Origin of the sequence: Achromobacter sp. RTa (genome assembly GCF_000757485.1) — a bacterium.
Lineage (GTDB): Bacteria > Pseudomonadota > Gammaproteobacteria > Burkholderiales > Burkholderiaceae_B > Achromobacter.
Genome location: NZ_JPYO01000037.1, coordinates 56,630 through 71,772 on the forward strand (window position 1 = coordinate 56,630; position 15,143 = coordinate 71,772).

Sequence of the window (15,143 nt, forward strand, 5' to 3'; positions counted from 1 at the left end):
GAAATAGGGACGGGAACGCGGCGGCCCGACGGCCGCCCCGGAACACCAGTGTGCGCTTGCAGCCCCCGGACGGATTGCCGTTTCTTGCGGTTTTTGTTCGCCGCCGGGCCTCTCAAGGGCAAAAAGCCTCCCCTCCGGGAGCAATCGCAGTAGCATTTCAATCCTATGGTTTCCGTTGCTTCGGCCCCGGCCGATTTCTCCGTCTTTCGCACGCTGTCGCGCTCCACCGCGACGCTGCAGCGCGCCGCCCCGCTGGGCGAAGGCCTCGCGATCTCGCAATGGTCGCGCAGCGCCCGCGAAACCCTGGGCTACGAAACGCCCGGCCACCATACGCTCTCGCTCTATCTGCACGGCGGCGACAAGTCGTTCCGCTTGGGCCAGGACTCGCTGCATGGCGGCGCCGGCAAGTTCTGCGTCCTGCCGGCCGAACACCACTCGCGCTGGAGCATGAACGATCCGGTGCATTTCCTGCATCTGTACATCGCGCCGGAGCGCCTGGCCCGCGAGGCCGTCATGCGGCTGGACTGCGAGCCTCGCACACTGGAATTGCGCGATCGCACCTACATCCACGATGACTCGCTGATCGATGTCTGCAGGCAGTTGCTGGGCACCGACTGGGCCCAGCCCGCCGACCGCCTCGCGGCCAGCAGCGCCGGCGAGACGGTGCTGCACCACCTGCTGAACCAGGGCGTCGCGCGCAAGGCCGGCGCGCCGGTGAAAGGCGGGCTTGCCCCCCGCGTGCGCCGGCGCGTCATGGACTACGTGGACGCGCATCTCGCCGAACCGCTCACGCTGGACCGGCTGGCGGGCGTGGCCGCGCTGTCCACCTACCACTTCGCCCGCATGTTCCATGCCTCTTTCGGCGAGCCGCCTCATGCCTGGGTCAGGGCCCGGCGCCTGGCGCGCGCTCGCAGCCTGCTGGAAACCGGCAAGAGCGACCTGGCCGGCATCGCCCAGGCCAGCGGCTTCGGCAACGCCAGCCATCTGGCGCGCGTCTTCCGCGACGCCATCGGCGTCACGCCCGGCCAGTACCGCGGCGCCCGCGGCAGGCACTAGCACGGCCGTCCGACCCCGTTTCCGCACCCGCCCGGTCTACAATGACGCACCGCCCTTAGGCCTGACCGCGCCCCTGCCCGACGCGATGCCGTCCTCGACCTCTCGCGACTTTGCCCCTTTGGCCGAACCCGCCACCCCAAGCCATTTGCGAGCGCATTGGCTGGCGGAACTCGTCCGCCTGCGCGAAGCGCACTGGGGGCCCCTCGAAGACGCGGATGCGGTCCGGCGGGCGCGCCAGCTGGACGCAGGCCTGCCCGAGCGCATCCTGGCCCGCGCCGAACTGCTCGCGCAGCGCGAACGGCTGGCCTCCCCGGTCGACGCCTGGCGCCGCAGCGCGCTGGGCATTCTGGCCGCGCTGTTCGTGCTGGCCGCGATCTCCGGCGCCGCCGCCGCGCTGGGCGCGCTGGGCGACGGCTCACGGCCGGTCAACGTCCTGTGGGCCCTGGGCGCGCTGCTGGGCCTGCATGCGCTGACCTTCCTGCTGTGGCTGGGCAGCTTCCTGTTCAAGGCCTCCGCCGCAACGGGGCTGGGGCGCCTCTGGCTCTGGGCCACGCGCAAGCTCGCCCGCGGCCCAGACGGCGCACTGGTCCCGCAGGCGTTCCTGAACCTGCTGGCCCGCGCGGGCGCCTTGCGCGGCCTGTTTGGGGCCATCAGCCACCTGCTGTGGCTGACGGCCCTGTGCGCCGCGCTGGCCACCTTACTGGCCGTGCTGTCGACCGCCAGCTACCGCTTCATCTGGGCCACCACCTTGCTGGCGCCCGACACCTTCGTGTCGCTCACTCAGGCCATAGGCTGGCTTCCGGCCCATCTGGGCTTTCCCATGCCGGACGCCGCCGTGGTCCGCGCCAGCGACGGCACGCAGGCCCTGTCCGCCGACGCGCAAGTGCAGTGGTCGATCTGGCTGATCGGCGTGCTGGTCGTGTACGGCATCCTGCCGCGCCTGCTGGCCGGAGCCCTATGCGCGGCCAGCACGCTGCGCGCGCTGCGCGGCTTGCGCGTCGATCCCGCGCTGCCGGGCTTTTCCGCCTTGCGCGACAGGCTGGAGCCTCCCGCCCTGTCCACGGGCATCGACCGTCCCGTCGACCCGCTGCACGAGCCGCGGGTACGCGCCGCAACTCCGGCAAGCCTGGACGGCCGGCCCGTCGTGCTGGGCCTGGAACTGCCTCCTGACCTGACGTGGCCGCCTGCGGACGTGCCCGAGGCCGTGCAGCAGGCCGGCAATCTGGATACCCGCGAAGAGCGCAACCGCGTGCTGGACGCGCTGGCCCAGGCCGCCGCCCCCCGCCTCCTGATCGCCTGCGACGCCCGCCAGACCCCTGATCGCGGCACGCTGTCCCTGATCGCCGAACTCGCGGCCCACGCGGCGCAGACCCGCGTCTGGCTCATACCGCCGCGCGCAGGCGCGGATGCCGCCGCCACCCGTGCCCCGCTGTGGCGCGACCGCCTGCTCGCGCTGGGCCTGCCCGCGGACGCCATCGTGCAGGCGCCCGCCGCCCCGTTCACGTGGCTGGAGTCCGGCCGTGCCTGACGACTTGATCAAGATCGCGCTGGTCGGCCACACCAATACCGGCAAGACATCGCTATTGCGCACGTTGACCCGCGACACCGGTTTCGGCGAAGTCGCCGACAGCCCCGGCACCACGCGCCACGTCGAAGGCGCGCGCCTGCGGCTGGAAGGACGCGCGGTGCTGGAATGGTTCGACACGCCGGGCATGGAAGACAGCATCTCCCTGCTCGAGTACCTGGAACGGCTGGACCGTCCCGGCGAACGGCTGGACGGCCCCGCTCGCATCCGCCGCTTCCTGGACACGCCCGAGGCGCACGGCCGCTATGAGCAGGAAGCCCGGGTGCTGGCCAAGATGCTGGATTGCGACGCGGCCCTGTACGTCATCGACGCGCGCGATCCCGTGCTGGGCAAGCACCGCGACGAGCTCGCCATCCTCGCCGCCTGCGGCCGACCCTTGCTGCCGGTGCTGAACTTCGTCAACGCGCCTGCGCACCGGGCGGATGAATGGCGCGATGCCATGGCCCGCCTGGGGCTGCACGCAGTGGTGGAATTCGACACCGTCGCGCCTCCCCTGGACGGCGAGCAGCAGCTCTACGCCAAGCTCGGCGTCCTGCTGGACCGCCATGCCGCCGCGCTGGCGCGGCTGTCCGACAGCCTGGCCGCCCAGCGCCGCGCGCGCCGCGGCTCCGCTTATGAAATGCTGGCCGACCTGCTGGTCGACGCGGCCGCCCTCCACCTGTCCAGCGCCAGCGACGAAGCGGCGCTGGTGGCCGCCTCGAACCGGCTGCGCGAACAGGTGCGGCAGCGCGAGCAGGCCTGCGTGGACGCGCTGCTGGCGCTCTACAACTTCCGCCGCTCCGATTTCGCCGACGACGCGCTGCCGCTGGAGGGCGAGCGCTGGGGCATGGACCTGTTCCATCCCCAGGCATTGAAGGACATGGGCGTGCAGGTCGGCATGGGCGCTGCCGCCGGCGCGATGGCGGGCGCCGCGGTGGACCTGTTCAGCGCCGGCCTCAGCCTCGGCACCGGCATGCTGATCGGCGCCGCCGCCGGCGGTCTTTGGCAAGGCGTCGAAAAGCTGGGCAAGCGCGTGGCCGGCAAATTGCGCGGCTGGCGCGAGATCAGCGTCGACGACGCCGTGCTGCGCCTGCTGGCGCTGCGGCAGCGGCAACTGATCGAGGCACTGGAACGCCGCGGCCATGCCGCGCGCGAGCCGCTGAAACTGGATCGCCCGGATGACGAGGCCTGGCGCAAGGGCCCGCTGCCCGAGGCCCTGAAGGAAGCGCGCAGCCGGCCCGAATGGTCGGCCCTGGGCGAGCACTACGAAGACAGCGACCGCCGCAAGCGCGTCGTGGCCGAATTGGCGAAAACCCTTGCCGAAGCGCCGCTGCCCGCGGCATGACCGCCATGCCCGCGAGCGCCGGGGCACCCACCATTCAAGGCTGCCCGCAAGCGCGTACTAACCCCAATCCAAACCGATTGACGCTTAAACGAATGCGTCTATAAGATTCGTTTTGCATCGGCACGGGTCCGTCCCCGTCCTGATAGTCATAAGGTCACAAGGGGTTGGGTCGATCGTGAAGTCGAAGTCCTACGCAGTGATTCCTGTCAGCGCCATGATCGGCCCGCGCGCGGTTCGCGCCGCGCTCCGCTCGACCCCACTCCGCCTTTCGTCGTAAGCAGCAACGCCATGCCCCCGCCCTGGACGGGGCCGGGGCCCTATCACTTCTGTCGCGCTACCCGCGCACTACACGGAGCATGAGGGCTATGCGTAATTTTCCCCACCTGAAGCAAGCGGCGCTGGCTGCGGCCGTCGCGGCATCGCTGGCGTTCAGCGCCGGCGCGGCCGCCAAGACTTTCCATTGGTCGTACCAGGGCGACGCCACGTCCATGGATCCGATGGCCCTGAACGAGACGTTCACGCTGGGTTTCCAGGGCAACATCTACGAAACGCTGGCCGGCTACGACGGCAACCTGAAGCTGACCCCGCTGCTTGCGGAAAGCTGGGAAAACCCCGAGCCCACCAAGTGGGTGTTCAAGCTGCGCAAGGGCGTGAAGTTCCATGACGGCTCGCCGTTTACGGCGGACGACGTCATCTTCTCCTGGAAGCGCAGCCTGACGCCGGGCTCCGACATGAAGGGCTACGGCGCCAAGGCATCCGACATCAAGAAGGTGGACGACTACACCATCGAAGTCACCACCCCCACGCCCAACCCTATCCTGCCGCGCGAATGGGTGTTCCTGTACATCATGAGCAAGTCGTGGTCGGAGAAGAACAAGACCACCGAGGCCACCAACGTCAAAGGCGACAACCAGGGCAACTACGCCAACCTGCACGCCAACGGCACCGGCCCCTTCATGCTGGCCGAACGCCAGCCCGACGTGAAGACGGTGCTCAAGCGCTTCGACGGCTACTGGAACAAGAACATCAAGACCAATGTGGACGAGGTTATCTTCCAGCCGATCACGCAGGAAGCCACCCGCGTCGCGGCGCTGATCTCCGGCGAGATGGACCTGGTGCAGCCGGTGCCGGTGCAGGACTGGAAGCGCCTGGAAGACGCGAAGGGCGTGAAGCCGCTGACCGCGCCCGAAGCGCGCGCCATCTTCATCGGCATGGACCAGGACCGCGACGAACTGCTGTTCTCGGACGTGAAGGGCAAGAACCCCTTCAAGGATCCCAAGGTGCGCGAAGCGGTCGTGCTGGCCGTGGACACCAAGGCCATCAACGAGAAGATCATGCGCGGCGCGGCCAAGCCGCTGGGTTCGCTCATCGCCACCTCCATCAACGGCTATGACGAGTCCTTCGGCGCGCCCTACAAGCCGGATCCCGAGCGCGCCAAGAAGCTGCTGGCCGAGGCGGGCTACCCGAAGGGTTTCACGGTCACCATGGACTGCCCGAACGACCGCTACGTCAATGACGAAAAGGTCTGCCAGGCGGTCGCGGGCATGCTGGCGCGCGTGGGCATCAAGATCAACCTGCTGGCGCAGACCAAGTCGAAGTACTTCGGCAAGATCCTGTTGCAGGCCGGCAACCAGACCAGCATGTACATGCTGGGCTGGACGCCCAGCTCGACCGACGCGCACAACACGCTGCTGAACCTGACCTCCTGCCGCAACGCCAAGACGGCCGCCGGTCAGTTCAACCTGGGCGGCTACTGCAACAAGAAGGTCGACGAGCTCACCGACAAGATCGGCGTGGAAACCGACCAGGCCAAGCGCAACGCGATGATCAAGGAAGCCTTCGGCATCGTGCGCAACGACTACGGCTACCTGCCGCTGCACCAGCAGCCCATGTCCTGGGGCGTGAAGGAAAACATCCAGGTCGTCCAGCGCGCCGACGACGTGCTGGACCTGCGCGACGTCGTCCTGCCGTAATCCGGCGACGCGGATCCTGGGCGGCCATGCCGCCCGGGCGCGCCCGGCCCAGCCCCGGTTCCCGCCATCCGCGGGGAACGCGGCCCGGCGTCAAATGAACAAGAGGGCTCCCCACAATGCTTTCCTTTATTGCGCAACGACTCATCCAGTCGGTGCTGGTGATGTTGACGGTGGCGCTGATCGCGTTCGCCATGTTCCGCTACGTAGGCGACCCGATCGCCAGCATGGTCGGCCAGGACACGACTCCTGAACAACGCGCGCAACTGCGCGAACAGCTTGGCCTGGACGACCCCTTCGTGGTGCAGTACGCGCATTTCATCGCCGATGCCGTGCGCGGGGACTTCGGCATTTCGTACCGCCATCGCCGCCCCGTCAGCGAGCTGCTCGAAGAGCGCATGCCGGCCACGCTGGAACTGTCTTTCGTTTCCGCGGTGATGGCGCTGGTGCTCGGCATACCGATGGGCATCTACACCGCGCTCAAGCGCCACGGCGTGCTGTCCAAGGCCTTCATGGCGATATCCCTGGCCGGCATATCGCTGCCCACATTCCTGATCGGGATACTGCTCATCCTGTTCTTCGGAGTCCAGCTCCGCTGGCTGCCCAGCTTCGGCCGCGGCGACGTGGTGAGCCTGGGATGGTGGACGACCGGCTTCCTGACCAAGTCGGGCTGGTTGGCGCTGATCATGCCCGCGATCACGCTGGCGCTCTTCCAGATGACGTTGATCATGCGGCTGGTCCGCGCCGAAATGCTGGAAGTGCTGCGCGCCGATTTCATCAAGTTCGCGCGGGCCCGCGGCCTGCCGGAGCGGCTGATCAATTTCCGCCATGCGCTGAAGAACACGATGGTGCCCGTCATCACCATCACCGGGCTGCAGCTGGGCTCCATCATCGCGTTCGCCATCATTACGGAAACCGTGTTCCAGTGGCCCGGCATGGGCCTGCTGTTCATCCAGGCCATCAGCATGGTGGACATTCCCGTGATGGCGGCCTACCTGGTGCTGATCGCCTTCATGTTCGTGCTCATCAACCTCGTCGTCGACCTGCTGTACTTCGCGGTCGACCCCCGTCTGCGCGTGCAGAGCAAATAGAGGATTTATCATGATTGCTCGCATCGCTCCCTTCTTTTCCCGCGCTGCCGACAGCGACCTGTGGCACAGCTTCAAGCGGTCGCCCGGCGCCATCATCGCCGCGATCGTCACGCTCGCCATCCTGCTGGGCGCGCTGTTCGCGCCCATCGTCGCCCCGCACAATCCCTTCGACCTGGCGTCGCTCAGCATCATGGACGCCAATACGCCGCCGTCCTGGGAAGAGGGCGGCAGCTCCGACTTCCTGCTGGGCACCGACGACCAGGGCCGCGACATCCTGTCGGCCGTGCTGTATGGCTCGCGCGTGTCCCTGCTGGTGGGCTTCGCCTCCGTGCTGTTCTCGATGGTGCTGGGCGTGACCCTCGGCCTCATCAGCGGCTACGCGGGCGGACGCGTGGACAGCTTCATCATGCGCATCGCGGACGTTCAGCTGTCGTTCCCCGCCATCCTGGTGGCCCTGCTGATCGACGGCGTGGCGCGCGGCCTGCTGCCGCGCGACATGCACGACAAGCTCGCGCTATACGTCCTCATCTTCGCCATCGGCATTTCGGGGTGGGTGCAATACGCGCGCACCGTGCGCGGCTCCACGCTGGTCGAACGCAACAAGGAATACGTGCAGGCGGCCCGCCTCATTGGCATCGGCCCCATCACCATCCTGCGCCGGCACATCCTGCCCAACGTGATGGGCCCGGTGCTGGTCATCGCCACCATCCACCTGGCTATCGCCATCATCACCGAGGCCACGCTCTCGTTCCTGGGCGTCGGCGTCCCGCCCACCGCGCCGTCGCTGGGCACGCTGATCCGCATCGGCAACAGCTACCTGTTCTCGGGCATGTGGTGGATCTCGATCTTCCCGGGCATCGCGCTGGTCGCGCTGGTGCTGTCGGTCAACCTGCTGGGCGACTGGCTGCGCGACGCGCTCAACCCCAAGCTGCGCTGAGGATGCCATGGCCCTGTTGAACATCGAAGACATCCGTATCGAGTTTCCCAGCCGCCGAGGCACACTGGTGGCGGTGGACGGCGTATCGCTGTCCCTGGAAAAAGGCGAGATCCTGGGCGTGGTCGGCGAGTCCGGCGCGGGCAAGTCCACCATCGGCAACGCGGTGATCGGGCTGCTTGAAGCGCCCGGCCGCCTGGCCGGCGGCGAAGTGCTGCTGAACGGCGAACGCATCGACACCTTGAACCCGGCGCAGAAGCGCCGCGTGCGCGGCCGCCGCATCGGCATGATCTTCCAGGATCCGCTGACCTCGCTAGATCCTTTGCAGACAGTGGAAAGCCAGCTGGTCGAAACCATGCAGGTGCACCTGAACCTGTCTCACGCGCAAGCGCAGAAACGCGCCATCCAGCTATTGACGCAAGTCGGCATCGACAAGCCGGAACTGCGCGTCAAGCAGTACCCGCACCAGTTCTCCGGCGGCATGCGGCAGCGCGTGGTGATCGCGCTTGCGTTGTGCTGCGAGCCCGAAGTCATCATCGCCGACGAACCCACCACCGCGCTGGACGTATCGATCCAGGCGCAGATCCTGGACCTGCTGAAGAAGCTGTGCCGCGAGGAGCAGGTGGGCATGATCATCATCACGCACGACATGGGCGTGATCGCCGACGTGACGGACCGCGTGGCGGTGCTGTACCACGGCAAGCTGGTCGAACAGGGGCCCACCGCCAAGATCCTGGGCGACCCCGATCATCCCTACACGCGCAGCCTCATTTCTGCCGTGCCCCGCCCCGACATCAAGCTCAAGCGCTTCCCCTTGGTGACCTATATCGAGGACGTGAAGACACCCGCCCAGCCGCTGGACCTCGCCACCCACTGGCTGGGCCAGCGGCGCGACTTCGGCACGCGCACGGACGGCCCGCTGGTGCAGGTGCGCGACCTGAGCATGCGCTTCGTGCTGAAGAGCGCTCTGCTCAAGCGCAACCAGCGCACGCTGGACGCGGTCAAGCGCGTCGACTTCTCGATCGGCGAAGGCGAGGTCTTCGGCCTGGTGGGCGAGTCCGGCTCCGGCAAGTCCACCGTGGCGCGGCTGATCTCCGGCCTCTACACCCCCAGCGAAGGCTCGGTCAACTTCGGCGGCGTCGATCTCACCGCGCTCAAGGGCGAGAAGCAGCTGAACCCGTTCCGGCGGCAGATCCAGATGATCTTCCAGGACCCGTTCTCCTCGCTCAACCCGCGCATGCGCGTGCTGGACATCGTGGCCGAGCCCATCCGCTTCCACAAGCTGGCCGCCAGCGAGGCGGAGGCCCGGCGCATCGTGGCCGATCTGCTCGACGTGGTGGGCCTGGGCGACCGCGCGGCCGAGCGTTTCCCTCACGAATTCTCGGGCGGGCAGCGCCAGCGCATCTGCATCGCGCGGGCCCTGGCCACGCGCCCCCGCTTCCTGATCTGCGACGAACCCACGTCGGCGCTGGACGTCTCGATCCAGGCGCAGATCCTGAACCTGCTGAAAGACCTGCAAGAGGAGCTCGGGCTGACCATGCTGTTCATCAGCCACGACTTGCCGGTCATCCGCCAGATGTGCGACCGCGTGGGCGTGATGCGCTACGGCGAGTTGCTCGAGGTCGCGGAAACGGAAGACCTGTTCGAACGTCCCCAGCATCCCTACAGCCAACACCTGCTTGGCCTGATGCCCCGCCTGCAATCCATGTCCCGCGAAGGGCTGGACGTGGTGGCGGGGTAGGCCCTAGCGCCAGGCATCATCCGGAGCGAGACATGACGGCAACACGACAGACCCTTTTCATCGGCGGCCAGGTTTTCGACGGAAAGGGCGGGCTATTGCCCAAGCACGGCGTGCTGGTCGAAGGCCAGCGCGTGGCGCGGGTGGCCCCGGCCGGCGAATTCTCCGGCTACGCCGGCGCAACGGTGCGCACCGAGGGCATGACCCTGATGCCCAGCCTGGCCGACTGCCACGTCCACCTGGTCTACACCGGCGGCGCGGATCCCAATGCGCACCTGAGCAAGCAGGGCCCGGCGCAGATTACGCTGACGGCGCTGGAGAATGCGCAGGCCAGCCTGCGCGGCGGCGTCACCGCGGTACGCGACTGCGGCGGCAAGGACTACCTGGAATTCGGCGTGCGCGACGCCATTGCGCGCGGCGTGTTCCCTGGCCCGACCATCCGGGCCTCGGGCCGCATCATCTGCATGACGGGCGGCCACGGCAACCGCATCGGCCGCGTCGCCGACGGCTGCGAAGACGTGATCAAGGCCGTGCGCGAGCAGGTCCATGCCGGCTGCGACCTGGTGAAGATCATGGCCACGGGTGGCGTCATGACGCCGGGGGTCAGCCCCATGGACGCGCATTACAGCGCGGAGGAAATGAAGGCGGGCGTGCACGAGGCCAAGCGCTTCCGCAAGAGCACCGCCAGCCACGCGCAGGGCACGCTGGGCATCCTGAACGCGGTGCGCGCCGGCATCGATTCGATCGAGCACGGCATCTTCATGGACGACGACTGCCTGCGCGAGATGCTGGAGGCCGAAACCTATCTGGTTCCCACCATCGCGGCGGTGCGCAACATCATCGCCAACGCCGACAACGGCATCCCCGCCTATGCGGTTGAAAAGGCGCGCGCGGTAGAGCAGCGCCACCGCGAGTCGTTCCAGATGTACTACAGGGCGGGCGGACGCATCGCCATGGGCACCGACGCCGGAACGCCCTTCAACCTGCATGGCGAAAACGCCATGGAGCTGGCCTACATGGTGGAGTTCGGCATGACGCCGGTGGACGCACTGATCGCGGGCACGTCGCGCGGCCATGACCTGATGGGACTGGACCGCCATGGCGTCATCGCCGAGGACAATATGGCCGACCTGCTGCTGGTGCAGGGTGACCCGACCGAGGACATCCTGAAGGCGGCCGACAAGCGCTTCCACGTCGCGGTGCTGCGCCAAGGCGAGCTGGCCGCCGGCGCCTTGCCTGCCTGATAGAACGCGGGGCGGCCGGCTGCGCTAAGGCAGCAACCCGGCGTCCCGCAGCAGCGGCTCTTCATACACGGCATCTTCCGCTGGATAGCGCAGCCCCGAGAAATCGAGCGCCTTCGCGCGCGCCCAGACAATGCTCTCCCCGGCGGGAAGCGTGCCGGGCGCCTGTGCGTACAGCGGATCCTGGAACGCGCTGCTTGCCGACGCGATGTTCCAGCCATGCGCCGTCAGCGCCGCGATCACGTCGGGCAGCGCCGCGGCGTTGATCTGATTGGTATGGAGCAGCATGACATGGACCGGGCTTCTTCCCAGAACGTCGCGCGCCAGGCCGTCGTAATAGTCCGCGCGGTCCAGCAGATGGCGGAGGTAGGCCTGCTTCACGCGCTCGGCCTTGCCGGCATCGCCCGCCTTGAGATGCGCGGCATAGACGATGTTGTAGTACCAGTCGCTGGCATCGATGGACACTGGCGCGCTTCTGTAATCGTTCCTGGCCATCCATTCGCGCATGCCATCGCGCTTGGCCTGCGTATCGCCTTCTTTCAGGTACGGAAACCGCAACATCGGCGCAAAGCCGGCCAGGCCCTTGAACGCCGCGTCCGCCGTCCGCACGTCGGCGATGAACCAGTCCAGCGAGACCTTCGGATCGGCAAGGCTGCGGTGGCTGGCCGTGTGGTTTCCGATCAGGTGCCCCGCCCGGCCCCACGCTTCCGCCAATTCCAGCCCGCCGGCGCCGCCCATCCGCGCCAGCGTGGGGAACAGGGCCGCCTTGATCCCGTGGCCGCGCAAGGCGGCAAGCATTTGCGCATTCCATTGGGCGGCCTCGGGCTGTTTGCCCGGCTTGAAGCCGTCGTCGAAGGTCAATGCGAGGGTTCTCGCGGAGCACCAGGATGCCCATAGCGCAAGAACAAGAACGGCGAGCAAGCGGAAGGGAAGGAAGCGGAAAGCCATGTCGTGGAATGTAGCGCGCGATGTTGCCAGCGAGGAGTGATCCGGATGGCCGCGCCCAGGCCCGGATCAAAAAAATACCGCCGCGCCCTGAGGCTGCGGCGGCATTCGTTGCGGCGGTGGCCGGCGTTTAGCGCGCGCCGCCCATGGCCCCGCTCAGGACCATCATCAGGAACTGTTCAACCGGCATCTTCTTGCCGTTGAAATCCACCTGGCCGTCGGCGTAGTTCAGGTAGGTCACGATGTTGTCGTTCTCGACCTTGGCCAGGCCCATCGCCGTGGCCATGGTGCCCACCATCTCGGCCTGGCCCTTGGCGGTCTGCACGGCCTGCTCAACCGGCACGCCGCGCACCTGCGGCTCGATGGCCATCAGGTCGCCCAGGTTGCCCTTGGACAGCACCAGCTTGGCGTTCAGCTTGCGGATGACGTCCTTCACCGTATCGGCGAACTCGCCGTCCATCGAAGGCGGCTTGGTCAGGTCCAGGTCGAGGTTGAACGTCGACGTGCCATTGGCGGTGCGCACTTCCAGCGGCGACACCGACAGCGTCGGGTTGCCGGCCAGCAGCAGTTCGACATTGGTCTTGAGCAGCTGCTTCTCTTCGTCCGTGAACTCCGGAACCTGCTCTTCGCCCTTGCTCTGCAGCACGCGGCGCGAAGCGGCTTCGTAGACGTCGTTCAGGGCCTTGAACGCCTTCGCGTCCAGGCGCTTCGCGTCGACGACCAGCTTCAGGCCGGCCATGTCCTTGTCCTGGATGCTGATCATGCCGAAATCGACGTCCATCTTGGCGCCCATGGTCGCATCGGCTTCCGTCATGTCGACGGCGATGACCGTGTCCTTCAACTGGACGGGCGGCTTCTCCTTGGAAGTGATCGTCCAGTTCTTCAGGCCCAGCTTCTGGCTGCCCACGTACATCTCGTTCTTGGCCGGCGTCATGTCGCTGGTCAGGCTCAGGCCCTGCATGGCCATGCTGACGATGTCGTTATCTTCGGACGCCGGGCCCTTCAGCACCAGGCTGTCGGCCAGCAGCGAAACCGTGCCGTGCTTGCTGCCGGTGGCGTAGGTGACGTCGCCCTTCATGCCGGAGAACGCCAGGCTGGTGTCGTCCTTGGCGAACTCCACCGGGGCCATGTCGAAGTTGCCCGAGACGTTCTTCGCGTAGCTGACGCTATATGCGCCCGACAGGGGAACCGTGCCCTTGGTCGCGGCGAACCATTCCTTCACGACGGGCGTCTCTTCCAGCTGGAAGCGGCTGGCCACCATGGCCGGCGCGAAGGAGCCGGACTTCAGCTTCGATAGCGGGAAGGGGCCGTGGTCCAGGTATTCGACGAACTGGATGGCATGTTCCTGGGCCGGCTTGCCGTCGGCGGCGGGCTCGGTGAACTTCACGCGATAGCGCTCGGTGGACGAAAACACACCGCGCTCGAACGACATCAGCTCAACCACGGGGGTCACGCCCCACTTCTCGCCGAACTTCTGGAGCTCGGCATTGGCTTGGTCGATCGATTGCTTGACGAAGGCCTCGGCCTTCTGGCCCGTGTACCAGGCCGTGCCGGTCCAGACGGCGCCCAGCGCGACGACGACGCCCACTACTGCCGATTTCTTCATAGCGATCCTTTATTCTTCAAATGGATGAAAGCGGACGGATTATAGGGAGTCATGCCTAGGGAAAACACTTATTTGGTGCATAGGCACTGCAATTTGTTACTTAGTGATACTTAACGCCGGGCCTCCTCCGGTGCTGCAGCGCGACATCAGCTACAATCCCTGCGTGTGTTTTGCCAATCTGCACACGTCCGCTAGGCCCTTCGCTGCCAAGCTTCGCCCATCAGGGCGCTTCCCTTTTCTCCTTGTTCGTCCGCCTGGATTGGAGTCTCTCAACTTGAGCGACGGGCTGCCGTTGGAGTTGTCTTGACTACCTCTTCCCCTTTCGCCGACCTCGGGCTGGCTGATTCCCTGTTGCGTGCCATTGCCGACACCGGCTACACCGCGCCCACCCCCATTCAGGCCCAGGCCATTCCCCAGGTCCTGAAAGGCGGCGACCTGCTCGCCGCCGCCCAGACCGGCACTGGCAAGACCGCCGGCTTCACGCTGCCCATCCTGCATCTGCTGATGCAGAAAAAACCCGAGCAGAGAAAGCCCGGCCGCCCGCGCTGCCTGATCCTGACCCCGACGCGCGAACTGACCGCACAGGTCGCGGAATCGGTGCAGACCTACGGCAAGTACACCTCGCTGACGTCCATGGTGATGTTCGGCGGCGTCAATATCAACCCCCAGATTTCCGCGCTGCGCAAGCCGCTGGACATCCTGGTCGCGACCCCCGGCCGCCTGCTGGATCACTGCGGCCAGAAGACGGTCGACCTGTCCGGCGTCGAGATCCTGGTGCTGGACGAAGCCGACCGCATGCTGGACATGGGCTTCATCCGCGACATCCGCAAGATCCTCGCGCTGCTGCCCAAGCAGCGCCAGAACCTGCTGTTCTCGGCCACCTTCTCCGACGAGATCCGCACCCTGGCGCGCGGCGTGCTGAACAACCCCGGCGAAGTCTCGGTCACCCCGCGCAACACCGCCACCGAGCTCGTCACCCAGACGGTGCACATGGTCGACCAGCACCACAAGCGCGATCTCATCAGCCACATCATCCGCGAAAGCGGCTGGCACCAGGTGCTGGTATTCACGCGCACCAAGCACGGCGCCAACCGCCTGGCCGAAAAGCTGGTCAAGGACGGCCTGACCGCCGCCGCCATCCACGGCAACAAGAGCCAATCGGCGCGTACCCGCGCACTGGCCGGGTTCAAGGACAGCAGCGTGACGGTGCTGGTCGCCACCGACATCGCCGCCCGCGGCCTGGACATCGACCAGCTGCCCCAGGTGGTGAACTTCGAACTGCCCAACGTGCCCGAGGACTACGTGCACCGCATCGGCCGCACGGGCCGCGCCGGCGCCACCGGGGCCGCGGTCTCGCTGGTCGACAACAGCGAAATCAAGCTGCTCAAGGACATCGAGCGCCTGATCAAGAAAACCATCGAGCGCAAGCCCGTGGAAGGCTGGACGCCGCCCGCCACCAGCGCCGCGGCATTCGAGCGCCAGGAACGCGAAGAAGACAACCGCAGCCCGCGCGGCGGCAACCGCAACGGCCGCGGCGGCAACGCCAATGCCGGGCGTTCGCGTCCGGCTGAGGGGCGCCCGTCCCAGGGCCAGCCCCGCGCCGCGGCCGGCGGCCGCGCGCAGGCCCCGGCCCGCTCCGGCGAAGGCCGCGCC

At 67.1% G+C, this 15,143-nt stretch carries 11 protein-coding genes; 9 read left to right on the forward strand and 2 right to left on the reverse strand.

The window, feature by feature from the left end:
* The first annotated feature begins 165 nt into the window (after nt 1–165).
* The 8 genes from JL37_RS15195 to JL37_RS15230 all read left to right on the forward strand — a co-directional run bounded on the left by JL37_RS15195 (nt 166) and on the right by JL37_RS15230 (nt 10,942).
* Nucleotides 166–1,056, forward strand: a complete 891-nt coding sequence (locus JL37_RS15195) for an AraC family transcriptional regulator (protein WP_043545078.1) — start codon at nt 166–168, stop codon at nt 1,054–1,056.
* A 118-nt stretch (nt 1,057–1,174) separates the two neighbouring features.
* Nucleotides 1,175–2,584 carry a DUF2868 domain-containing protein gene (locus JL37_RS15200; protein ID WP_043545079.1) on the forward strand — a complete coding sequence of 470 codons (1,410 nt, stop codon included), beginning with the start codon at nt 1,175–1,177 and terminating at the stop codon, nt 2,582–2,584.
* Nucleotides 2,577–3,965 carry a GTPase/DUF3482 domain-containing protein gene (locus JL37_RS15205; protein ID WP_043545081.1) on the forward strand — a complete coding sequence of 463 codons (1,389 nt, stop codon included), beginning with the start codon at nt 2,577–2,579 and terminating at the stop codon, nt 3,963–3,965. Before JL37_RS15200 ends, JL37_RS15205 begins: the two co-directional genes overlap by 8 nt.
* A 365-nt stretch (nt 3,966–4,330) precedes the next feature.
* Nucleotides 4,331–5,938, forward strand: coding sequence for an ABC transporter substrate-binding protein (locus JL37_RS15210; RefSeq protein ID WP_043545082.1), 1,608 nt, complete (start codon nt 4,331–4,333; stop codon nt 5,936–5,938).
* Between the two features lie 116 nt (nt 5,939–6,054).
* Nucleotides 6,055–7,026, forward strand: a complete 972-nt coding sequence (locus tag JL37_RS15215; protein ID WP_043545083.1) for an ABC transporter permease — start codon at nt 6,055–6,057, stop codon at nt 7,024–7,026.
* A 10-nt stretch (nt 7,027–7,036) separates the two neighbouring features.
* Nucleotides 7,037–7,963: an ABC transporter permease gene (locus JL37_RS15220; protein WP_043545084.1), complete on the forward strand. Its 927-nt coding sequence runs from the start codon at nt 7,037–7,039 to the stop codon at nt 7,961–7,963.
* Between the two features lie 7 nt (nt 7,964–7,970).
* The gene (locus JL37_RS15225) at nt 7,971–9,701 is read left to right on the forward strand and encodes an ABC transporter ATP-binding protein (protein WP_043545085.1); all 1,731 of its coding nucleotides are present in this window, start codon (nt 7,971–7,973) and stop codon (nt 9,699–9,701) included.
* A 32-nt stretch (nt 9,702–9,733) separates the two neighbouring features.
* Nucleotides 9,734–10,942, forward strand: coding sequence for an amidohydrolase family protein (locus JL37_RS15230; RefSeq protein WP_043545086.1), 1,209 nt, complete (start codon nt 9,734–9,736; stop codon nt 10,940–10,942).
* Nucleotides 10,943–10,966: 24 nt separating this feature from the next.
* Here the strand turns inward: JL37_RS15230 and JL37_RS15235 are convergent, their stop codons facing one another.
* A complete protein-coding gene (locus tag JL37_RS15235; protein ID WP_043545088.1) occupies nt 10,967–11,887 on the reverse strand; it encodes a polysaccharide deacetylase family protein in 921 nt (306 codons plus the stop codon).
* Between the two features lie 127 nt (nt 11,888–12,014).
* The gene (locus JL37_RS15240) at nt 12,015–13,490 is read right to left on the reverse strand and encodes a YdgA family protein (RefSeq protein ID WP_043545089.1); all 1,476 of its coding nucleotides are present in this window, start codon (nt 13,488–13,490) and stop codon (nt 12,015–12,017) included.
* 303 nt (nt 13,491–13,793) lie between these two features.
* Between JL37_RS15240 and JL37_RS15245 the strand changes: the two genes are divergently transcribed.
* The coding region (locus JL37_RS15245) for a DEAD/DEAH box helicase (RefSeq protein ID WP_043545091.1) at nt 13,794–15,143 on the forward strand (1,350 nt) is incomplete at its 3' end.